This window comes from Paenibacillus sp. ACRRY, from assembly GCF_022346995.1.
Lineage (GTDB): Bacteria > Bacillota > Bacilli > Paenibacillales > Paenibacillaceae > Paenibacillus.
Genome location: NZ_JAKRNM010000004.1, coordinates 392445 through 413439, shown reverse-complemented (window position 1 = coordinate 413439; position 20995 = coordinate 392445). Strand labels below are relative to the sequence as shown.

Sequence of the window (20995 nt, the reverse complement as noted above, 5' to 3'; positions counted from 1 at the left end):
TCAGATTACGCCTTGCACTTATTTTTAACAAGTACTATGTTTTGTAATAGGTACTATTAAAAATGATAGTAATGAGTAATTATAGTAATGAGGTGAAGTCATTTGGAATCCAATAAGCGATATGATCCCGGTTGCGCACTGTCAAAAGTTCAACAACTGATCGGTGGGAAATGGAAATTGATGTTGTTGTGGTATATTTCGGAGGAACCTCGAAGATTCGGAGAAATACACAGAACCTTTCCAGACATTACACAAGCGATGTTAACTAAACAGCTCAGGGAACTTGAAAACGACGGGTTAGTACATCGTGAAGTCTACAAAGAGGTTCCGCCTCGGGTTGAATATTCATTAACGGATTTAGGTAAACTCTTTGTGCCGATTTTACGTCATATGTATGACTGGGGCGAAGAGCACCTAAAAGAATAAAATCAACGTATAAAAAGAGCGAAAGAACCTCTATCAGGTCTTTCGCTCTTTTGTATGGTGATTTTTTTCTACATAGTTTTAAGCAAGTATTATGTCTAATCTAGTTTTAGAAACTCACCTTTACTATCATTTTTAATAGTATCTATCAAAAAAATAGGTACTTTTATAAATCACTAAATTGGTTCATGATGTGGTTATTCAATTCAAGGAAGGAGTTTTAAAATGAATGTAGTTATAATCTATGCTCATCCATATGACGGAAGCTTTTGCAAAGGATTGTTAGAGACAATTGTTCCGACGTTAGAAGCTCGAGGAGCTAATATAAAGGTTAAAGATTTGGTGAAAATGAACTTTGACCCGGTCATGAGACCCGAAGATTTGAGAGCAGCCAAGACTAAGGTATACACAGAAGCTGTTAAAGCCGAACAAGATGACATTCTTTGGGCCGATGCGATCATCACGATAGCTCCTGTATGGTTTGGGATGATCCCGGGTTTCCTTAAAGGATATTTTGACAAAGTATTCATTACTGGATTTGCATATGATCAAGGTCTCGGTTTACTTTCTGGAAAAAGAGTGTTCTCACTATTTACATTTGGTGCGAACGATCCTTATATCGAATTAGTGAACCAATATAGAACGCTTGAATACCTTTGGGATAATATCTTTGGTATGGTCGGATTCGATGATATTGCTACAAAATACTTTACTCGCGTGCCGACATCAAGTGATGAACTGAGACAACAGTACTTGGTTGAGGCTTCAGCATTCGTCAATCAAATTTTTGATCGGAAACTTGGGGAAATTGGACAATTGGGACACGCTAGATTACTTACTCATCTCACCGCCAAAGGTCATTTAAATGAAAAATTTAACTAAGTATTTATAAGCAGTCTAGCTAAAGCAAGTTGTCTGTAAGAAGAATTCTATACACAGCATTAAAAATAAATGTTTACATTGTTTCTTCATTATACTAACCTGCCCGTTAGTTGAAGAAAAGCAGCAGATCGAGTTGATCGGCTGCTTTCTTTGAAATATTGAGCTATCGTTTCCCGTTAGCTTAATGAGTCGCTGATCGGAATATGTTTTTGTCCCACGACAGCCTGATCCCCTAATCGGTGCCCTTATCTCAACCCACACATAACTCCACGAAACTTCCGGTATCCAGACAAAAGCGGTGTTGAAAAGATTCAGGTATTATAGGATTTTATGTTATGTCTCAAGTATCGCTAAGTTTATGCTTTTTCCGAAAAGCTGTAGAAGTGTTTCCATATGTCTTTTTAAATACACGGTTAAAATAACTTAAGCTTTCGAATCCAACAGATGCCGATATATCAGTAATTGAATAGTCAGTGCTTTGTAACAGTTTAGAGGCTTTGTCTAAGCGAAACCTAATTAAATAATCTATTGGGGAGTCTGACATCTCCTCCCTGAAGCAGCGTAATGCTTCGTTTTTACTAATGTTTGCTGCCGAGGCAATCTCGGCAAGGCTTAGCTTCCGGGAGTAGTTGTCCCAAATATATTTTAACATTGACCTTAGCCTGACCTGCGTAGAGATGTTTGTAGTTCGGGCCAATTGAATTAAATTACTCCGGTTCACATAAAGAGAACGCCATATTGAGGTTATACTTTGTTGTACATCCAGCTCTCTAGTTTCACTGTCCGATTCCATTAAGTTAAATACGAGTTGAAGCTGACTTAGCATCTTCCTTTGCCATTCTATGTCTTGTGACAAGATCAAATAGGCATTTTTAGAACTAATGATCGGCTCCACAAACTTTTGATATACGATTTGATTCATCCCAGAAACAATTTCAGGAGAAAGAACAATATTTGGGATAATCGCTCTTTCATTGCTCTCAAAGCCATGAATAATTTTTGAATTAATGAAAATACCATTTCCTTGCTCTATTGGGATTAAGTCATTTCCTATTTGAAATGTCGCCTTCCCTTTCTGTACAATGGCAAACTCAACTTCACTATGCCAATGCTGGTTTACTTTATTAATCCCATATGCTTCAGTATCATCCAAATAATACTCTATAGAAAAGTCGTTGGATCCGTGAGACTTCAGTTCGCGAAGTTGATTATCCGTTGCAACTATATTAACCATCTCATCAAGTCCCCAATTCATGTGATATTATGCTACTATTTCTCTCTATATTACAAGGATTTTAAAAGAGGATGTGATATTATGCAATATATTATTGCGCAATAATATACAAGATTCCACTTGGGGGTTATCACAGTTGGCGACGATGCTATTAATCATTGTATTTATTGCATATATTAGTTTGGGTTTACCCGATTCACTTTTTGGATCAGCCTGGCCAGCAATTTATACTGAGTTTGGTTTACAAGTATCTTTAGCAGGTTTTGTCACTTTTGCAATTTCCGTATGTACCATTATTTCGAGTCTATTTGCTGCAAAGGTCATAGAGAAACTAGGAACTAGCAAAGTTACAGCTATCAGCGTAACGATGACTGCAGTAGCGTTATTTGGATTTTCTATTTCTCCCAATTTATTGTGGCTATGTATTTTCGCGATCCCCTTAGGTTTGGGCGCAGGTAGTGTAGATTCAGCTCTTAATAATTATGTTGCCCTTAATTACAAAGCGGTTCATATGAATCTTCTACATTGCTTCTATGGGGTAGGGGTCTCTTTAAGTCCTTATCTAATGTCATTAGCGCTTTCTGGTCATAACAATTGGAGAGAGGGTTACCGGGTAGTATTCTATATCCAGGGTATTATTGCGTTAATCACCATTATTACCTTGCCTGTCTGGAAGAGAGTCAAACATAATCACAATGACGCCAACACAGATAATTTCAAAACGGTGAGTATTGCTAATTTAGCCAAATTACCTGCTGCACGGACTGTTTGGTTGTTTTTTATAAGTTCATGTGCGATTGAATTTACCGTTGGAATATGGGGTAGTACTTTCCTTGTGAAATCTGAAGGGCTAGCAGCACAAGATGCTGCCAAAATCATAACTTTTTACTACATTGGGATGGCTCTTGGAAGATTGATGTCAGGTATCTTAGCTAACAGATTGTCAAGTTGGAAATTAATTCATATCGGTGTAAGTATCGTTTTGGTAGCCTTAGTCTTACTTTTATCTCCCTTCGGTTCTATTGTGTCTGTTATTGCATTGTTCTTAATTGGTTTTGGTAATGGTCCTGTATTTCCAAATCTAATCCATCTAACACCAATAAATTTTGGTAGAGAGCTATCTCACTCCATGATGGGGACACAAATGGCTGCAGCATATATTGGTATAACTTTTGTTCCTCCAATATTCGGAATCTTAGCTCAACATCTAGGCACTTCAACGTTTCCTTTCTTCATTCTCCTTCTATTTTTAATCATGATATTTTCAATGTATCGATTAAAAGGCATACTATGTAGACAAACGGTAAGGGGAACTAAACATGAGTCTCTAAGCTGATTCCGGTACTCTACCGGAGGCAGTTTATTTAACCGATCCAGTTACACTGACGTAAGTCCGATAGGGTATACGTAACAGTAAATTATTTTTTAGGAGGAAGAACAAATGTACAGTACGATTAATGAGTTTATCGAGGATTGGAAAGAAGAGGGTGAATCTACTCAGAAGCTATTTGATGCCTTGACGGACTCATCCCTTGATCAACAAGTTTCACCAAATGACCGTACTTTGGGCAGCATTGCTTGGCATATTGTTACAACTATTCCTGATTCCCTCTTTGGAATAACTGAAATGGCACCAGAACGTGATTCAATTCCTACTGAAGCAAAGGAAATTGCTGAGACCTTTCGTAAAATCCGCACCGCAGTATCGGACACGGTTAGTACGCAATGGACGGATGCTACCTTAAGTGAGCCCCGTGATTATTTCGGGATGGATATCCCACTGCCAGTATCACTTCAAATGATTATCAAGCATCTCATTCATCATCGGGGGCAGATGACTGTCCTTATGCGTCAAGCAGGTTTAAAGGTTTATGGAGTGTATGGTCCTTCTCGCGAAGAGTAGATACTGACATGGAAACTCCCCGAGTGTAATGTTACTAGGCAAAACAAGGTTAGAAAAACGGTCTCGTTGCAACTAGAAAGTGAAAATAATGAAACAGTTATACGGCCTTGTTCCTGAATTTCATTGGACTAAGGCCTTTTAATTTTGCTTGTAATCTTCGTATTTCTAAATTGAATATAGGTTTCGATTTACTTTCTTGAGGTTCTTTGATGTCCCGTAACTTTGCAAATGAAAGATTCCATTGGCCCGCGCTATCCTGCCCGTTAGCTTACGAAAAAAAGCCGACTAATTAGCCGGCTACATACTTGAATTAGTATAAAACGTTTGAATGAGAACTCACCGCAATTGGTATGCTTCCAATTTCGACTCGTAGCAAATTTATGATGTTATTTGCTTTCCAAAATAACAAATAACAATGTACATTAAGCAATTTCCGGGCACACACTGGGAAAAGATTAATCATATCGGCTCATCTTATTCATGATGATGTTTGCCGTGATGGTGATCATGGGTATGGCGGCTTGCGAGTTTGTTCAGCTCATCCACATATGTAACAGAGAGCTCAGCATAGAGCACTCCTTTTTGCACCTGAATCTGTTGATGCAGATGACGCAAGCGTCCGAGGTTTCCCCTTACGGCGATTACCTCCAAGCATTGGTCGTGGTTCAGATGTACGTGCATGTTGGAGATAATGTCATGATGCGCCTGATGCTGCAATTCCATCAAACGGACCGGCAGATCGCTGATATGGTGGTCATAGACCATAACAATCGTTCCTGCCACATCCTGATCGGACTGTAGACGGGAAGGCTCCAGCAATGTTTTGCGAACCAGATCACGAAACGCCTCGGACCGATTTTTGTACCCCCGCTCTTCAATATATTCATCAAACTGTTCAATCAGCGGAGTAGGGAATGCCACGCCGAATCGGGTCAAATCTTCTTTATCAGCCATTCATAGCCTCCTGCACATCGTTTACACCTGAGTGTACCATAGTCCGGCTGCTTCATCGACGATGCTTCTGCAAAAATCGGACAGCCTCCTCCAGCGCCCTTTTCCCGCCATCAGTCTGAAGTTGAAATTGATAGTCATGTCCCAGCTTCTCTGCAGAAGCGGTAAAAAACAGCGTTTCCGTTTCAACATCCAGTCGTTTCAGCATCTGTGCCAGTTCAACCGATTGCCCGGTTAACGGGTCATGATTGCCTGAAGTAATAAATGAAGGCGGATAGTTCGGCGTAACCTGCAGCACGGTCGACATCTCATCCAGACGAGGAAATTCTTCAAAAGCCTTGATTCCTGTATACGACCAGAGGAATGTCCGGATGAGAGGAAACCCGCTTTCGCCAACGGTACTCATATTATATGGTCCACAGTATAGAAGAACACCTCGCAGCTCTTCTGGGTCAATCGAGGGTTGTATATTCATGAGCTGAGCAAGGGCCTGATTCGTAACCACTGCTGCGGTCTGACTGGCAATTTGAGCACCCGCAGAATTGCCTGCGAGAAAAATATTTTTGGGATCTCCCTTAAATTCTGTGGCATGATCCTGAATATAAGTCAGGGCCCGACTGGTTTGAAACACAGGCGCCGGATATGTGGCATCTGGTGCAAGTGCATAGTTCATACTGACGACCACGAACCCCCGCTCAGCCAAATGTACTGCATAGTCGGCTATGTCTTCTTTATCACCCAAGACCCAACCGCCCCCATGCACCCACAAGACAACAGGCAGTAATTCAGTCGCTGCTGACGGATAGTAGATGTCCATCGTACTGTTGCTGCGTCCCCCATCAATATAGGCGACATCCTTCAGATGGCTTACCCCTTCAGCCATAACGATATCTGAGTCAGATGGAGCAAGCTTGATTAGCGTTTTTAAAAAGAAAACAGGAATTTTGGGTGTAATCTGTGCGCCGATATAAAGAGTAAATATAGTTACCATGACGATCACGCCCGGAATCCAATACGGCTTGCGTCTGTACCATGGCCTTGCCGTACCTTTGGTGTCTAACTTTAACTGCAACAGGGTCACCTCTGTTCATTCGTCTGTCTGCATCTAAAGTGGTGTACGCCTGGGGTACTGGCTGGGTTTCCATTTATTGTGTCTTCTTGGCCAGTTCTTTTTTCACTTTCAGGTAGGTATCCGCAACTTTTTGCTCCAATGTATAGATATTTTGTTTGGAGCCAGCCCACTTCTCCGCAGCTGAAGAGAGCTGATTCAATGAACTCAATACACGTGAAGGCTGGCCGTCTTTGATATTCTGTTTGAACAATTTCATTGCGTTCGTATATCGCTCTTTGGACAGGCTTGCCTGTTTTTTGGCGGTTTGGATCTGTTTCTTGAACGGATCAGCAGCCGCAAGCATGGTGCGCAGACGCTTATCTTCTGTACTTTTGCGTTTGCGGGCATCGGCCAGCTGCTGTTTCTTGATGCGAATATCTGCCTTCGCCAGCTGTACAGCAGGTTTCAGCGTGTCTGCCTGAGCACGGAGCGCCGCGGTCCATTCCTTGTTCTTAGCGGCTCTGGCTGCAGCGAGCTGCTTGTTGACCGCCGTGTACAATGTAAACATCGGTTCATATCGGGTTTGGGTACGCTTCAGCGTATCGGCCAGTGCAGCCAGTTTCGCCTCATCCGTTTTTCGTATTTCCTGACGAAGCCTGGCTAACTCAGCCGTATTCGCTGCATGAAGGGTTTTGGTTTTCTGCTCCCAGTTCTGCTCCTGCGCTGTCCATGTGCCCACTTTTTGATACGTTTGCTGAAGAGAAGCTTTCGTCTGGGCGTCTGCCTTCTTAAGCAAGGCATCCCACGACTTCTGGGCGGTTACGCCAAGATCCGGGCCAGCCGCCTCGGCAGCTGACGTAAAAAGATGCATGGAACCCAAGCTGGCTACCAGAACCAGCACGATGCAAAATCGAGCAATAAATCCTCTACCCCTTCTGCCACTTACGCTACCGGAACTCGCAGTACCATCCATCGTGTAGTGATCTTCCACCGTGTTCATTGAACCTTCCTCCTCATTTACTCAAAATGTAGTGTATCTTCTTCGTTCTCCAGTTGATCCAAGGTGAATCGGCCGAAACAAACACCAAAAAAAGCACCCGCAAAATCAGACTATTGCCTGATTCTACGGGTGCTTCCCCTATTAACCGTTCCCTATACGATTCGCGATTATCTTATTCTGGAGCGAATCTCAACCTTTTCAAATATATTCCAATACAATCATTTCGTCAAGCAAGCCTCATAGGCTAAAGATTCCGCAGCGGGAGAACCCTTCCCGCTCACCATTCCATCTACTGTTCGGACAAAATGGCTTTCATCTCTTCGGTCAAATCTTCTTCCTTCAGCATCATATAGATGTTTTCCCCACGTACGGCATTCAGCTTAATCTGATAAACGGTCGCTTTCTCCGTCCGCTCTCCTGATCGCTGACGTTCTAGCAGGTCGCTAATTATTTTTTTGTTTTTAGTTGCGACCTGCTTGCTGCTGCCCAGACTTCCATCAATATATTCCGGCTGAGTATATACCCACTGAGGATTACCCGGACTGTCGATCTCCTGCTTCACAAACTGCGCCGAAGCAATTTCGTCTGCCGTGACAAGCAGTTGATCATATAATTTGTTCTCTTTCAGCCACCCTATAACCCGGTCATAGCTTGGTTTGATTTCGTAACTCCACATATCTCTCGGTTGATACGGATCTTTGGATTGGGATTCCTGATTTATTTCCGCATTTGCAAACGACTGCCAAGGGGAACGCTGTTCCTCATAGGTTTGGTCGAGAATATCCTGCTTCAACAGCTCCTTGAACTCCCGGACCTGGTCAGGACTACCAAGGTATATTTTGCGATACGAACTGATGCTGGAGCGGATACCAATACTGAGAATATCCTCATCCAGTTTGTACGTATCATAGGCCACCTTTTTATAATCCTCCAACTGTTTCAAGGCCATTAGTTCCTGTCGGAATTCAGTTTCAGGAATTTGGTATTTACGCTTCATGACCTTGCCGTTATTGAGCTTATAACTGATATACACATACTCGTCATAATCATCATCCGGATTTACAGGGTCTAGCAACGGCAAGTCAGAATCGATAATTTTCTGATGAAGAGCAAGTACCGCCCCCAGAAATTCAGGATTATTCGAGTAAAATGGCTGATCATCCATCTTCTGATTCACACCGTTAACGTAAGTGTAACGATCTCCTCCAAGCTTAATGCTTTGGACATCATTCACTTCCGGCACTCTGGCAGCGTAACCGTTCCAGTCGGCGACAGGCACGTACAGAATTAACCCGGATAGAAGGCCATATATAACCAGCTTGGGCAATAATCTGACGTTCCAGATCAGCCACGTTTTGCGAATAATCATCTCGGCCACAATGTAACCGACTATGCCGCCGAGAATATATCCGAAGATGGTCCACCCGGTGGATCCTGGCGGTGCAATGATAGTGAAATAGGCTCCGCCAATTAAAACCAGCGTAAACATCAAGCCAAAGCGAAATATTGGTTTTACAAGGGTAAATGTAATCGCCTGAGTAGCGGATTCCACCTTTCGCTTGGCATATAAAACATAAGCCATTGGGATGAACAAGATGGCCAAAGCTGCGTATATTACGAGTTCCACACCGATCACCGGATAATTCCTAATTGAAGCCATCCGAAGGACAAGGGACATTTTCTCTGCGTAGCTGTTCATATCACTATATGGATATCCAAGCAGATAATGCTGCAGGTGCAGAGTAAAGATAAACCAAAACACAACAGGCAGTAACAGGATTGCATATACCGTTAGTCCCTGCAGTACAGATTGGCCAATACACATGCCCACAGCTACAGTCAGCATAAACATAAACAGTGAATAAATGCTCATGCTAAGGCCCCACATCCAGATCTCACTGCCGTCAAAGATGAAGGCCATACGATCCTGCGCTGCCCACACCCAACCTGTAATCGCGGTGGTAAGCCAGATCGGGATCAGGATCATTCCAAAGCCGGAGAGCAGATTGACCGTTAACAGATGTTTGCGCTTCAGTGGCAAACCGTGGAACAAGTCCGACGGCGCTCCGGATTGCATATAACGCAATAGAAAAATGCCCATCGCCACCGGGAACGTGATCGCAAACAAAATATGAGTTTCCCCATTTGCCTGAAACAGGCTGGTAATCTGTTGCGGGATATCCCTATGTGCCGTGGCAATATATAGTGGCAGCGAAAACAGCAGCGTGATCAGGTACAGTATTCCGAGCCAACCGTGCTGCCTGAAATTTTGGAACAGGATGCCCCGGTTACAGAATAATCGGTTGAATATCATACCCTGCATCCTCCATTTCATAAATAAATATTTCTTCCAGCGTCAGCGGCAGCACGTCCAGCAGATAAGGATTCAAGGTCCGGAACCGTTCCGTCACTTCCTCACGACTGCCTTTGACAATGTACAGCGAGACACTTCCCCGCATCTCTTCATGTAAAATATTCAGTTCATCCATCGCCTTGGCATCGTCAGGATGACGGAAAGCCACCTGAATCTTATGAGTATCGGCCTTCAGATCATCGAGATCCTTCTCTACAATAATGCGGCCCTTGTGCATAATGGCGACGTGGTCACACAGATCTTCAATTTCGCGCAAGTTATGGGACGAAATAATAATGGTCACCTGACGCTCAGCGGCTTCCTGAAAAAGCAAATTTTTGATCTGCTGCCGCATCACCGGATCAAGGCCGTCAATCGGCTCATCCATGAGCAGCACTTCCGGCATACAGCTCAGCCCAAGCCATACAGCTGCCTGCCTGCGCATGCCTTTGGACATGCGATGCAGCTTGCGTTTTACATCCAGCTTGAACACCGTGGCCAGTTGTGCGAATCGCTCCTCATTCCAGCGCGGATAGACGGAACGATAGAAGGCAGCCATCTGGGCAATAGAGGACTGCGGGAAAAAGTACGGCGCATCCGCCATGAAAATCGTGCGGCCTTTGAGATCCATATTTTCATAAATCTCAGCCCCGTCAATACGAACGGTCCCACTGTCCTGATGATAAATGCCGGCCATGATTTTGAGCAACGATGTCTTACCTGCCCCGTTGGAGCCGAGCAAACCGTAGATGGATCCTTTATGTATGTGCATCGTAACGCCATCCACCGCTTTTTCATGTTCAAACGCTTTAATCACCTGATTCAGCTCAATCATTCGGCTCCCCCTTTTCGATACGGGCCATCGCTTCCTGGAACAAAAGCGTCATATCCGCCTTCGTTAAGCCGGAATACGTCGCTTCTGCAATCAGCTTCACCAGTGCTGCTCTAATCTCATCTCTCATGGCTGCATTCGGATGTTCCACAGACGATGATACGAAGCTCCCTTTTCCCTGCAAAGAGTAGATATACCCTTCACGTTCAAGCTCCCGATAGGCCTTCTGAATCGTATTCGGATTGACAGTCAGCTGCGCTGACAGTGTGCGAACCGAAGGAAGCTGCTCATCAGGTTGGAGAACACCGTATACGATCATTTCCTTGATTTTGTCCACTAGCTGTTCGTAGATCGCCTTACGGCTGCGTACATCTAATTCGAACATCCCGCACCTCCTCTCCTCGAAAATAATGTAATACCCCATAAGCGAAATCGAATGACTGTATATGAAGTGTATGCTTTCTAGCACTAGGTGTATTAACTGTACTATTATTATTAATACAGTTAAAATGGATTGTCAACGGTAACTTTGACTTCTCGTTTAATCCGCGATACCTTTATATATACGAAGTGACATATACAACATCCAAGGCCCGGTTAACGAGGCAGCGTATGTAATTGGGTCATGTTCAGACAAATACATGGAAAGGTTGTTCCTCTCTTTCGCATTCCGTTATGATGGAGATGACCAAATATAGCGTTGAATCTAACACCTTATAAGGGAGAACTCCGATGAATCAGCAAAATCAGGCTTTAAATCATACAGAGCCAGACGGCTCGGCAACGAACCATGCGGTTCCGCGCGTATTGATCGTGACTGCCGTGGATGCGGAGAAAGATGCCGTACTTCGCGGTCTGGGTGACCAAGCCGCGGAAATGTTTGACGTGATCGCTGGCGGGGTGGGCCCGGCAGCGGTTGCAGCAAGTACGGCAGCCACGTTGGCATTCGCCGCAGCGGCTGGCGGGAAGGCGCTGGCGCAAGGTTCCACCGCGCCAGCCGAATCGGATGCGGCGCAGGCATCTGCCGCATCCCCGGGGCCCCTTGCCGGAGCAGGCCTGACCCCAGCGTACAAGCTGGTGATCAGTGCCGGCATCGGCGGCGGGTTCCCCGGCCGTGCGGACGTCGGCTCACTTGTGGTGGCCGACGCCATGGTGGCTGCCGATCTGGGCTCGCAGACGCCAGACGGCTTCCTGAGCGTGGACGAGCTCGGATTCGGCTCGTCCCGTGTGGCGGCGGACGCAGAGCTTGCCGCTCGCCTGCGCCATGAGCTGCAGCGGGCCGGGCACGCTGTCAGCGGAGGCACAGCGGTCACCGTGTCCACGGCGACCGGAACGGCCGAGACGGCCACGGAGCTGCTGCGCCGCGTGCCGGATGCCACCGCCGAAGGAATGGAAGGCTTCGGCGTGGCAACAGCGGCCAAGCAGTTCGGCGTACCTGCGCTCGAACTACGGGCCATATCCAACGCGGTCGGTCCACGCGACCGCGATGCCTGGCGCATCAAGGATGCCCTGGATGCGCTCCAGGCAGCAAGTTCCATTTTACGGGAGGTACTTACATCATGAAAATTGCATTTTCCCCTTGTCCTAACGATACATTTATCTTTCACGCTTGGGTGCACGGACGAATTCCGGGTGCTCCGGAACTGGATGTCCGCTATGCGGATATCGATATTACGAATGGTCTGGCTGCTAACCCCGGCGGCCCAGATGTCTTGAAAATTTCCTATGCAGCTCTTCCTTACGTGCTTAACGAGTATGCGCTGCTGCCTTCCGGTGGAGCGCTGGGAAGAGGCTGCGGACCACTCATTCTTACAGCTAACGGCACTACCGATCCGGCATATCTGTCCGGACGCCGGGTTGCCGTGCCAAGTGAACGCTCAACCGCTTATCTGCTGTTCCGTCTGTGGGCAGCGCAGAATGTTCCAGGAGGCGTGGGCGAAATTGTTGTGATGCCGTTCGATCAGATCATGCCAGCGGTACGGGATGGCAAAATCGATGCAGGTCTGGTCATCCATGAAGCGCGCTTCACGTACCAAAACTACGATCTGAAGCTGATGACCGACCTCGGCAGCTGGTGGGAAAGCGATACCGGCCTGCCAATTCCGCTCGGAGCAATCATTGCACGCCGCAATCTGGACGCTCATGCACTCGCTGGATGGGCACGTGCATCCGTGGAATACGCCTGGGCACACCCGGATGAATCCAAAGAATACGTCATGGCGCATGCACAGGAAATGGACCCGGATGTTGCAGCACAGCATATCGATCTGTACGTGAACGAGTTCAGTGCCCATCTGGGCGATGACGGCTATGAGGCAATCACAGCCCTGCTTGGACGAGCGATGAAAGAAGGCCTTGTTCCCGAATTCGATCTGAATCTTCTGCGGATCTGAGCCAGCAAGCAGCAAGCTGTTCGTTAGGATGGCAATGGAGTCTGCTTACGTTGGGTTTTAATTATTGTAGTCGCTAACGAACCTGTCGCAACCTATTCGGAGAATTCAGTCGTAATGGACAGGCTGATGAACATTAGACACGTTATTCGGACAGAAATGTAGGAAGACCCAGTGAAACGATGAATTAATCCATCTACGATGCGTTACAACCAAGCGTACCTCTGGTACCTCTTCCAATAAGAGATATTGAGTTCGTTAGCTCTACTCAACAGATCGACTCATCAGCTCTAATCATCTAAGCAGCAACACTGGTTGCCTGTACCGCGCCACTAGTTATCAAACAAAAAGGGGCTGTCCCAAGTCATGAACATGACTTCATGGGACAGCCCCTTCTATCTAAATTTTGTTCCTTAAATCGAACCTAGCACATTACAAGTTAGAACAATACATATTCCAGAAAACGTTTTAGTTACTCCATCCAATCCCTATTGCAACGAAGTTTACTCACTAGGTAAAGTCAAAGTCACCCTTAACTTAGCTACTACCTTACATACAAGAAGACCATGATTTACGCTTCCGCCACCACGGTGCGGATCATGACCCGCAAGGCATCAAGCATTGCAATTATCGGCAAGGACGGCACCGATGGCTGCAGCAATGACATCTCCGTCGAAGCCGGGAAATGGACAAATCCCGCCCGGATCGGGAGCTGCTGCAATCGAATGTAATCCAGCACACGATACATCGTATTGTTGCAAATATACGTTCCAGCGGTATTGGATACCGCTGCCGGAATGCCTGCCGCAGTCATATTGTTCACCATCGCGCGGATGGGCAATGTCGAGAACAGGCCGTCCGGACTGCCTTCGGTTATGGGCTCGTCCACAGGACGCTGTCCCTGGTTATCGGCATAGGAGCCAGGCGGAATGTCTTTTACATTCACAGCGATGCGCTCTGGCGTCACAGCCGTCCGGCCTTTGGCAAGACCGCAGGCAATCACGACATCCGGGCCGTATGCTTCCATCTCGGCAATCAGCAGATCCGCACATTCGTCGAAATGTACCGGCAGCAGCACGGTTTTCAGTTCGGCGCCTTCCACTACTTCCTGTGCGAGAGCTTCCATCAGTTCTCCCGTGGGGTTCACGGCATCCCCGCCAAAAGGCTCAAACCCCGAAATCAGAATTTTCATCCTTGTCCCACTCCCATCCATTCATCTCTTATCTCGTATGATTTCTCTGCACACTTACCTACATAGAACCATCCGGGTATGGTTGTTTACCATTACTCAAATTTATATCGCAAGCCCCACTGTCCACGGATGGTATCCATCAGTTTCATGATCTCAAGGGACTCGTCCAGCGGTATAATGGAGCTTTCCGTTTTGCCTTCCAAGATGCAGCGTCCAGCCTCTTCTGCTTCAAATGCATAGCCGATGCTTGTCCGATCATCCGTAAACTTCTCAGGCTCGTCCTGACCATTCACATGCAGATAAGCTTCTTTCCCGGCAAGGAACAATGGTAAACGGATGTACCCTTCCGTACCATACACGACAGCTTCGTTACTCAGGTTAAGACGGACTGCCCCGTTCAATGATGCCGAGCGTCCTTCCGAATAAGAGAGTAGTACGGAGAACTGTTCATCCACACCGGTCTCTCCGATGTTCGCCGTGCTCCAGACATGCTGCGGCTGCTCGCCAAAGATCATGGACGCGAATGAGACAGGATACACGCCAGCATCCAGCAGAGCGCCCCCGCCCAGATCCGGGTTCAGCAGCCTTCCTTCAGGCTCCCAGCCGATACGGAAACCAAAGTCCGCTTTGACAAGCCGCACTTCACCGATTCGTCCTTCGGCAATCCACTTCCGCGCCTGAACAATTGGAGGCAAGAAACGCGTCCACATGCCTTCCATCAGGAAGAGCTTGCGGCTGCGAGCCGTCTCCACCAGCTGCTCCAGCTGACGTCCGTTCATCGTGAACGGCTTCTCACACAGCACTGCTTTTCCCGCTTCCAGACAAGCCATTACATTCTCTTTATGAAAAGGATGCGGCGTAGCAACATAGATAATGTCCACTTCTGGATCCTGCAGCAGTTCTTCATACGATCCGTATCCGCTTGCAAAACCATATTCAGCTGCAAATTTCTCCGCACTTTCCCGTGTACGCGAACCAACCGCTGCCTTCACGGCATTGCCGGCATGCTCCAGATCTCTGGCAAACTGGGATGCGATCCATCCTGTGCCCATAATGCCCCACTTCACCTTGTCCTGTCGTCCAGTAACTCCTGTCATATGAAAGCCTCCCTTGTATCCTATTGGTAGAACCAATTCTGACTCTCCTCTATATTACCAAAAAGAACCTCTGACGTCAGACGTTGGTTTCACCTCCTTCCTCGCATGCTTGCACAGAACTGCTTTCATTTCAATTCTCGAGCATTTTTGCTAAGATTATCAGCAGATCACGGATGAAAGGAAGATCCTGCTGTGTCTACTCTCGTAACCATTCAACACCTCACCAAGCATATTGGAACGACCGAACAGCGTCTCTTATTCGAGAAAGTGAATACCTCTGTCGATGAAGGAGAGCGAATTGCCGTACTGGGTGCATCCGGCCAGGGCAAAAGCACGTTGCTCCGCATCCTGTCCTTATTGGATGTGCCCGATGGCGGAGATATCCTCTGGAAGGGCACCTCCTACCTCGATTCCGATCCCAGGACCTGGCGCATGCGCATGTCCTATGTTGCACAACAACCCGTTATGCTTGCAGGCAGTGTTGAAGACAATTTGAAGACTGTGCATTACCTCCACCGGACACCCTATGATGCGAATCTGGCTGGACGTCTGCTGGCCGGAGTGGGACTGGAAGGACTCGATATCCATAAGCGGGCCAGTGATCTCTCTGGAGGGGAAAAACAGCGCATAGCGCTGATCCGTTCCATCATGCTTCGCCCCAAGGTGTTGCTGCTGGATGAAGTCACCGCTTCTCTGGACCGGACCAATGCCAAGCTTGTCGAACAGCAATTGACCGAATGGAGCAAGCAAGAGGGTATTTCACTCGTATGGATCACTCATGATCAGGAACAGGCACGCTCGTTCAGCACAACGACATGGTTCATGGGCGAACAGACCCTGCTGGAACGCCAGCCTACCTCCCTTTTCTTTGCCCGTCCGCATTCGGAACTGGCCCGTCAATACATTCTGCGCCCTGCCCCCGAGGCAGATAAGGAGAACACATGTCCATCCTCGCACTGAGTTTTACCATCATATTTATTATGCTGACCATGCTGATTTCGGTTTGGCAGAAGCTTGGTTTGGAGAGAGATATTGCTGTAGGTACCGTTCGTTCGGCAGTTCAGCTGCTGTTGGTCGGATATGTACTTCAATTTATCTTCAACTCGGACCACCCTGCACTCATCATTGCGATTGTAGGTTTTATGATAACCGTGGCATCTTTCAACGCGGGCAAACGAGGCAAGGGATTACGCCGAATCTCCTTATATATTGCAGCAGCCATTACGGTGACCGAATTATTGATGATGGGACTTCTGCTGGGTCTTCACATCGTCGAGCCGACCCCGCAATACATTATTCCACTCAGCGGAATGACGATTGGTAATGCGATGGTTGTCTCAGGGCTGTTCCTGAATCAGATGAAACGTGAGGTTGAAGCTTCCAAAGGGGAGATTGAGACACTGCTCTCTCTTGGGGCTACGCCCAGACGTGCATTTCAGGATGTATTGAAACGCTCTGTAAAATCCAGCATGATTCCGACCATTGACGGGATGAAAACGGTAGGTCTCGTTCAGCTTCCGGGCATGATGACCGGCATGATTATCGCAGGCGCCGATCCCGTCGAAGCTGTCCGCTACCAGATTCTGATTGTGTTTGCCTTCACCAGTTCGGCTGCCATAACCAGCATCATACTGAGTCTGCTGACGTACAGACAATGGTTTACCTCAGATATGCGTTTACGCTCGTTATAGAAAGAATCGATTCATTCATTGAATATATAGAACGAAAGGAGGCCCCTCCATGATAAGCAAATCAAATATGGTTCATCATCCGAACGCCCATCCCTCTGCGTCCAACAACATGAACCGTACCATTACGGCCATGGGCAAGGAAGCTGTATCACCGAGTGATCTGGGGCTGTTCCTGGAAGATACCCTGCTCGAACTTCACCAAACAGACCTGATTAGGTTCACGAGCAAGGAATGGACTTGGATTAAACCCGATATTGACCACCATACCTTCATATACATGCATAAATTTACGGGTAAACTGATCATGAATGGTACCGAACACCTCGTTAGCCGCAAATCAGCCTTCCTCTGCATTCCAGGCAATACCATGGAATTACTCTGTGACGCAGGCCATGAGACCGAGCTGTATATAATCAACTATGATCTGTTCCGGGCAGCGGAGAAAAGCGAAACACGAATTATTTATGAGCGTGAATCAAGCTTCCCGATAACAGGCTGGATTCAGGGCCCTTATTACGGCATACAGCGCATTGCAGCACAGCTGACTGCTGAAGACGGACCAACCTCTCTTAAAAAGAAAATGCTCATGACCGAGTTGCTGCACATGCTCTGGCCTCAGGAAGAGCAGATAAATAACGATAGCGCAGCGGACGACCCGAACCAGTGGCTCCAGGTAACGATGCAATATATGCGCGACAACTATATGCATGAGATAAAACTGGAGAAACTGGCCGAACTGGCTGGCATGCATCCATCGTATTATTCGCAGCTCTTCAAGAGCCGGATGTACAAAAATCCAATTGAATACGTAACCCATCTGCGCATGAACCGTGCCAAGGAACTGCTGATGACCTCAGACATGCGCATTCGCGATGTGGCCCGAAGTGTAGGTTACCGGGACGAATTTTATTTCAGCAGGCGTTTTCGAAACCATGCTGGCTACGCGCCAACGTCCTATGCGAAGCAGGTGCACCGCAATATTGTTTCGCTCTCATACCCCTACACCGACCACCTGATGACCCTCGGCATAACACCTTGTGCGGCTCAGATTCAGGGACATCTACCCCATATTCCGAAATCGCTCAGTCTGCCATTTCATGCCTATGAGCCCTGGGAGCAAGGACGTCAGGCATTTCTGGATGTGAACCCCGACCTGATTCTGGCCAAGGACAATGCAGCCGCAAAAGCTATGGAACATATCGGGGATATCGCTCCGATTATCACCATCCCCTGGAATCAGACCGACATGTTCGGTCATCTTCATACGATTGCTTCCATCGTGGGTCGCACCCAAGCAGCAAGTGACTGGCTGGAACGGCACGAACGCAAGGTTGAGCGTGCACGCAAAAAGATCAGGGATACGCTTGGACAAGCAACTGTTGCAGTGTGCACATTAACTGAGAAGGGGCCACGTATGTACAGCACCCGTAACTTCGGTCATGTATTTTACCGCAGCCTGCAGCTGACTCCACCTGAACGTATTCAATCCGAGCTCGCTGGTAAACCTCCAGGTGTAGGTTTCAACTGGATGTCTATCACTCCAGGAGAATGGGATGGATTGGAGGCCGATATTCTGCTGCTGGCCGTGACCTCGGTGAAAGAACGCGCCTCCCTGCTGCATCATATCAACACTGATCCGCGATGGAATCAGTATCCGGCTGTCCGAAACGGGCATGTTCATGTTATCGATTGGAATTCCTGGGTTGTCTATGCACCCTATTCCATCAACATCCAGCTGGATGAGGCGGTTATGCTGTTGACGAACAAAGGATCCTTTTTGTAATCTAAAAAATGTCCATCACCCGAATCTTAATTTATGCCATGTACGGGCCTGAATTAAGATTTTATAATGGACTCTAATTGATAATGATAATCAATAACAGCAGAAATGATCTTGCTGGCATCAAAAGGAGTGACTCCCATTCAACATCCGGGACTACCACGTCGTCCGTCCAATTCAAGAAAATCCCCGGTGACGATAGGCCTACTGTTTTTGTCAGCCATCGCCATTTTGCTGATTAGCCTGTTTGTCGCCATATCACTTGGTGCCAAATCGTTAACGCTCGAAACGGTATGGGCTGCCATATTTCAGTACAATCCGGCTCTGACACCGCATCAGATTATACATGAGCTTCGTCTCCCCCGCGTAATTGCTGCCGCTGTCGTTGGCGCAGCCTTTGCGGTTGCTGGGGCCCTTATGCAGGGAATTACGCGCAATCCGCTGGCGGATACGGGAGTACTGGGCATCAACGCAGGTGCCACCTTCATGGTAGCGTTGAGCTTTGCCATGTGGCCGGGACTGCCTTATGCCTGGCTCATGGGCCTTTCTTTCATTGGTGCCGTGCTTAGCACGCTATTTATTTTCCTGTTGGGGTCGGCCGCGCCGGGGGGACTGACATCCATGAGGCTGACGGTTGCAGGTGCTGTCGTTGCAGCCATGCTAAGCTCGCTCAGCACGGGTGTCGCGATTTATTTTGACCTGAGCCAGGATCTCGCCTTCTGGTATGCCGGTGGCTTTGGCGGTATTGAGTGGCGGCATCTGAGACTCATTGTTCCTGTGCTTCTGACCACGTTGCTGCTTACCATGCCTCTTGCCCGGAGAGTATCTCTCATGTCGCTCGGAGAGGAAGTTGCGCTGGGCTTGGGGATTAATATTCGCGTGACCCGATTCCTTGCCCTCACGGCTGTGGTCATACTGGCAGGCGTGTCCGTATCCGCCGTTGGCTCAATCGGATTCGTCGGGTTAGTCATTCCGCATATTTCCCGTAAACTCGTCGGTGTCAATTATCGTCTGATCATTCCCATGTCCTCCCTGCTTGGAGCCATCCTTCTGGTATTGGCCGATCTGGGGTCACGCATCGTAAATCCACCGGAGGAACTGGCGGTAGGCATCATGGTTGCTTTTGTCGGTGTACCGTTCTTCCTCTATCTGGCCCGCAAGGAAAGGAGGGCATTGTAACATGAGATCTGCTGTGCCTTCACGGGGAAAACGATCCATCACAGTCAGCGTTACGCTGCTCTGTATTGCATGCGCGGTTATCGTGATTAGCCTGAATACGGGTACGATTCGCCTCTCTCCGCTCGCTGTACTGCAAACCCTGCTTGGCAATGGTAGTCCGGACGATCAGATTGTGTTGTTCGATTACCGTCTGCCTCGCATTCTCATTACCGTCCTGTCTGGAGCAGGACTTGGCATCTCGGGAGCGGCCCTTCAAGGCATCACGCGCAATCCGCTTGCCGATCCCGGCATTCTTGGCCTTCATGCAGGAGCAGCATTAGGGCTGATGGTTTTCGTAAGTCTGTCCTATTCGATGGATGGCTCGATTGCCCTGCTGATCCCCTTGTTTTCTTTTGCAGGCGGTGTCATCTCGGCACTGATCATTATGCTGCTCGCCTATGACCGGCATAACGGGGTATCTCCCATCAAGCTGATCCTTGTCGGTATCGCTGTCGCCGCAGGGTTTCATGCGCTAACGTTATATCTGTCTCTTCGTCTGGATGAAGATACGTATTCCTTCGCCGCCCGCTGGCTCGCCGGTAGTGTGTGGGGACGGGATTGGATTCACGTGCAGGCTCTGCTTCCATGGATTGCAGTCTGTGTTCCCTACATCTGGAGCCGTTCCAAAACGCTGGACGCTTTCGGTCTTGGAGATGCAGCCGCCACGGGCATCGGTACACCCGTTCGATCCCAGCGCATTTGGCTTCTCTTATGTACTGTGGCGCTGTCAGCCATAAGTGTATCCATGGCCGGAGGTATCGGATTCATCGGGCTGGCCGCACCACATCTCGCCCGCAGACTTGTAGGTCCGATGCATCGACATCTGATCCCGGCGGCCGGTCTCATTGGCATGGTCATCCTGGTTACTGCGGATACGATTGGACGAACGATTTTCCAACCGAATGCCATCCCCGCAGGGATTGTGGTGGCTGCCATTGGTGCACCTTACTTTTTATATCTGCTGGTGCGAACCAAATGACAGAAGCCGTTGATCTACT

General features: G+C 47.8%; 20 protein-coding genes. 11 read left to right on the top strand and 9 right to left on the bottom strand.

Features of this window, described 5'->3' with window-relative positions; genetic code table 11:
* Positions 1-102: 102 nt before the first annotated feature.
* On the top strand, positions 103-426 hold the full coding sequence (locus tag MH144_RS17790) for a winged helix-turn-helix transcriptional regulator (protein WP_239302612.1): 324 nt from the start codon (positions 103-105) through the stop codon (positions 424-426).
* 222 nt (positions 427-648) lie between these two features.
* Positions 649-1305: an NAD(P)H-dependent oxidoreductase gene (locus tag MH144_RS17785; RefSeq protein WP_239302611.1), complete on the top strand. Its 657-nt coding sequence runs from the start codon at positions 649-651 to the stop codon at positions 1303-1305.
* Positions 1306-1645: 340 nt separating this feature from the next.
* Here the strand turns inward: MH144_RS17785 and MH144_RS17780 are convergent, their stop codons facing one another.
* Positions 1646-2560, bottom strand: coding sequence for an AraC family transcriptional regulator (locus MH144_RS17780; protein WP_239302610.1), 915 nt, complete (start codon positions 2558-2560; stop codon positions 1646-1648).
* A gap of 124 nt (positions 2561-2684) precedes the next feature.
* Between MH144_RS17780 and MH144_RS17775 the strand changes: the two genes are divergently transcribed.
* Complete coding sequence (locus MH144_RS17775; protein ID WP_239302736.1) at positions 2685-3875, top strand: MFS transporter; 1191 nt, start codon at positions 2685-2687, stop codon at positions 3873-3875.
* 105 nt (positions 3876-3980) lie between these two features.
* Positions 3981-4442: a DinB family protein gene (locus MH144_RS17770; RefSeq protein WP_239302609.1), complete on the top strand. Its 462-nt coding sequence runs from the start codon at positions 3981-3983 to the stop codon at positions 4440-4442.
* A 474-nt stretch (positions 4443-4916) separates the two neighbouring features.
* Here MH144_RS17770 and nikR read toward each other — a convergent pair whose 3' ends face one another.
* From nikR to MH144_RS17740, 6 genes are all read right to left on the bottom strand, one after another.
* Positions 4917-5396, bottom strand: a complete 480-nt coding sequence (gene nikR / locus MH144_RS17765) for a nickel-responsive transcriptional regulator NikR (protein WP_239302608.1) — start codon at positions 5394-5396, stop codon at positions 4917-4919.
* A gap of 52 nt (positions 5397-5448) precedes the next feature.
* Positions 5449-6465 carry an alpha/beta hydrolase gene (locus MH144_RS17760; RefSeq protein WP_239302607.1) on the bottom strand — a complete coding sequence of 339 codons (1017 nt, stop codon included), beginning with the start codon at positions 6463-6465 and terminating at the stop codon, positions 5449-5451.
* Positions 6466-6538: 73 nt separating this feature from the next.
* Positions 6539-7444 carry a hypothetical protein gene (locus tag MH144_RS17755; protein ID WP_239302606.1) on the bottom strand — a complete coding sequence of 302 codons (906 nt, stop codon included), beginning with the start codon at positions 7442-7444 and terminating at the stop codon, positions 6539-6541.
* 289 nt (positions 7445-7733) lie between these two features.
* Positions 7734-9758 carry a hypothetical protein gene (locus tag MH144_RS17750; protein WP_239302605.1) on the bottom strand — a complete coding sequence of 675 codons (2025 nt, stop codon included), beginning with the start codon at positions 9756-9758 and terminating at the stop codon, positions 7734-7736.
* Complete coding sequence (locus MH144_RS17745; RefSeq protein ID WP_239302604.1) at positions 9733-10632, bottom strand: ABC transporter ATP-binding protein; 900 nt, start codon at positions 10630-10632, stop codon at positions 9733-9735. The genes MH144_RS17750 and MH144_RS17745 overlap by 26 nt, the downstream gene beginning before the upstream one ends.
* A complete protein-coding gene (locus MH144_RS17740) occupies positions 10625-11014 on the bottom strand; it encodes a GntR family transcriptional regulator (protein ID WP_095288792.1) in 390 nt (129 codons plus the stop codon). Before MH144_RS17740 ends, MH144_RS17745 begins: the two co-directional genes overlap by 8 nt.
* 347 nt (positions 11015-11361) lie before the next feature.
* Here MH144_RS17740 and MH144_RS17735 point away from each other — a divergent pair, with 347 nt between their 5' ends.
* Together MH144_RS17735 and MH144_RS17730 are read left to right on the top strand one after the other, a co-directional pair.
* Positions 11362-12192: a futalosine hydrolase gene (locus MH144_RS17735; RefSeq protein ID WP_239302603.1), complete on the top strand. Its 831-nt coding sequence runs from the start codon at positions 11362-11364 to the stop codon at positions 12190-12192.
* Entirely contained in the window at positions 12189-13022 is an 834-nt protein-coding gene (locus tag MH144_RS17730; protein WP_239302602.1) for a 1,4-dihydroxy-6-naphtoate synthase, read from the top strand. The genes MH144_RS17735 and MH144_RS17730 overlap by 4 nt, the downstream gene beginning before the upstream one ends.
* A 568-nt stretch (positions 13023-13590) precedes the next feature.
* On the opposite strand, the gene MH144_RS17725 is transcribed toward MH144_RS17730, so the two are convergent.
* Together MH144_RS17725 and MH144_RS17720 are read right to left on the bottom strand one after the other, a co-directional pair.
* Positions 13591-14211 carry a pyroglutamyl-peptidase I gene (locus MH144_RS17725; protein WP_239302601.1) on the bottom strand — a complete coding sequence of 207 codons (621 nt, stop codon included), beginning with the start codon at positions 14209-14211 and terminating at the stop codon, positions 13591-13593.
* Positions 14212-14303: 92 nt separating this feature from the next.
* Entirely contained in the window at positions 14304-15308 is a 1005-nt protein-coding gene (locus tag MH144_RS17720; protein ID WP_095361174.1) for a Gfo/Idh/MocA family protein, read from the bottom strand.
* Between the two features lie 192 nt (positions 15309-15500).
* On the opposite strand from MH144_RS17720, the gene MH144_RS17715 reads away from it, so the two are divergent.
* From MH144_RS17715 to MH144_RS17695, 5 genes are all read left to right on the top strand, one after another.
* Entirely contained in the window at positions 15501-16268 is a 768-nt protein-coding gene (locus tag MH144_RS17715) for an ABC transporter ATP-binding protein (protein WP_239302600.1), read from the top strand.
* Positions 16250-16999, top strand: coding sequence for an ABC transporter permease (locus MH144_RS17710; RefSeq protein ID WP_239302599.1), 750 nt, complete (start codon positions 16250-16252; stop codon positions 16997-16999). The genes MH144_RS17715 and MH144_RS17710 overlap by 19 nt, the downstream gene beginning before the upstream one ends.
* A 49-nt stretch (positions 17000-17048) precedes the next feature.
* The gene (locus tag MH144_RS17705; RefSeq protein WP_239302598.1) at positions 17049-18782 is read left to right on the top strand and encodes a helix-turn-helix domain-containing protein; all 1734 of its coding nucleotides are present in this window, start codon (positions 17049-17051) and stop codon (positions 18780-18782) included.
* 189 nt (positions 18783-18971) lie between these two features.
* A complete protein-coding gene (locus MH144_RS17700; RefSeq protein WP_239302735.1) occupies positions 18972-19958 on the top strand; it encodes a FecCD family ABC transporter permease in 987 nt (328 codons plus the stop codon).
* Position 19959: 1 nt separating this feature from the next.
* Positions 19960-20976, top strand: a complete 1017-nt coding sequence (locus MH144_RS17695) for a FecCD family ABC transporter permease (RefSeq protein ID WP_239302597.1) — start codon at positions 19960-19962, stop codon at positions 20974-20976.
* Positions 20977-20995 lie beyond the last annotated feature (19 nt).

Coding starts and splice junctions, on each gene's coding strand:
- MH144_RS17785 (WP_239302611.1), top strand. CDS start 649: ATGAATGTAGTTATAATCTATGCTCATCCATATGACGGAAGCTTTTGC.
- MH144_RS17780 (WP_239302610.1), bottom strand. CDS start 2,560: ATGAATTGGGGACTTGATGAGATGGTTAATATAGTTGCAACGGATAAT.
- MH144_RS17775 (WP_239302736.1), top strand. CDS start 2,685: ATGCTATTAATCATTGTATTTATTGCATATATTAGTTTGGGTTTACCC.
- MH144_RS17770 (WP_239302609.1), top strand. CDS start 3,981: ATGTACAGTACGATTAATGAGTTTATCGAGGATTGGAAAGAAGAGGGT.
- nikR (WP_239302608.1), bottom strand. CDS start 5,396: ATGGCTGATAAAGAAGATTTGACCCGATTCGGCGTGGCATTCCCTACT.
- MH144_RS17755 (WP_239302606.1), bottom strand. CDS start 7,444: ATGAACACGGTGGAAGATCACTACACGATGGATGGTACTGCGAGTTCC.
- MH144_RS17750 (WP_239302605.1), bottom strand. CDS start 9,758: ATGATATTCAACCGATTATTCTGTAACCGGGGCATCCTGTTCCAAAAT.
- MH144_RS17745 (WP_239302604.1), bottom strand. CDS start 10,632: ATGATTGAGCTGAATCAGGTGATTAAAGCGTTTGAACATGAAAAAGCG.
- MH144_RS17740 (WP_095288792.1), bottom strand. CDS start 11,014: ATGTTCGAATTAGATGTACGCAGCCGTAAGGCGATCTACGAACAGCTA.
- MH144_RS17735 (WP_239302603.1), top strand. CDS start 11,362: ATGAATCAGCAAAATCAGGCTTTAAATCATACAGAGCCAGACGGCTCG.
- MH144_RS17730 (WP_239302602.1), top strand. CDS start 12,189: ATGAAAATTGCATTTTCCCCTTGTCCTAACGATACATTTATCTTTCAC.
- MH144_RS17725 (WP_239302601.1), bottom strand. CDS start 14,211: ATGAAAATTCTGATTTCGGGGTTTGAGCCTTTTGGCGGGGATGCCGTG.
- MH144_RS17720 (WP_095361174.1), bottom strand. CDS start 15,308: ATGACAGGAGTTACTGGACGACAGGACAAGGTGAAGTGGGGCATTATG.
- MH144_RS17710 (WP_239302599.1), top strand. CDS start 16,250: ATGTCCATCCTCGCACTGAGTTTTACCATCATATTTATTATGCTGACC.
- MH144_RS17705 (WP_239302598.1), top strand. CDS start 17,049: ATGATAAGCAAATCAAATATGGTTCATCATCCGAACGCCCATCCCTCT.
- MH144_RS17695 (WP_239302597.1), top strand. CDS start 19,960: ATGAGATCTGCTGTGCCTTCACGGGGAAAACGATCCATCACAGTCAGC.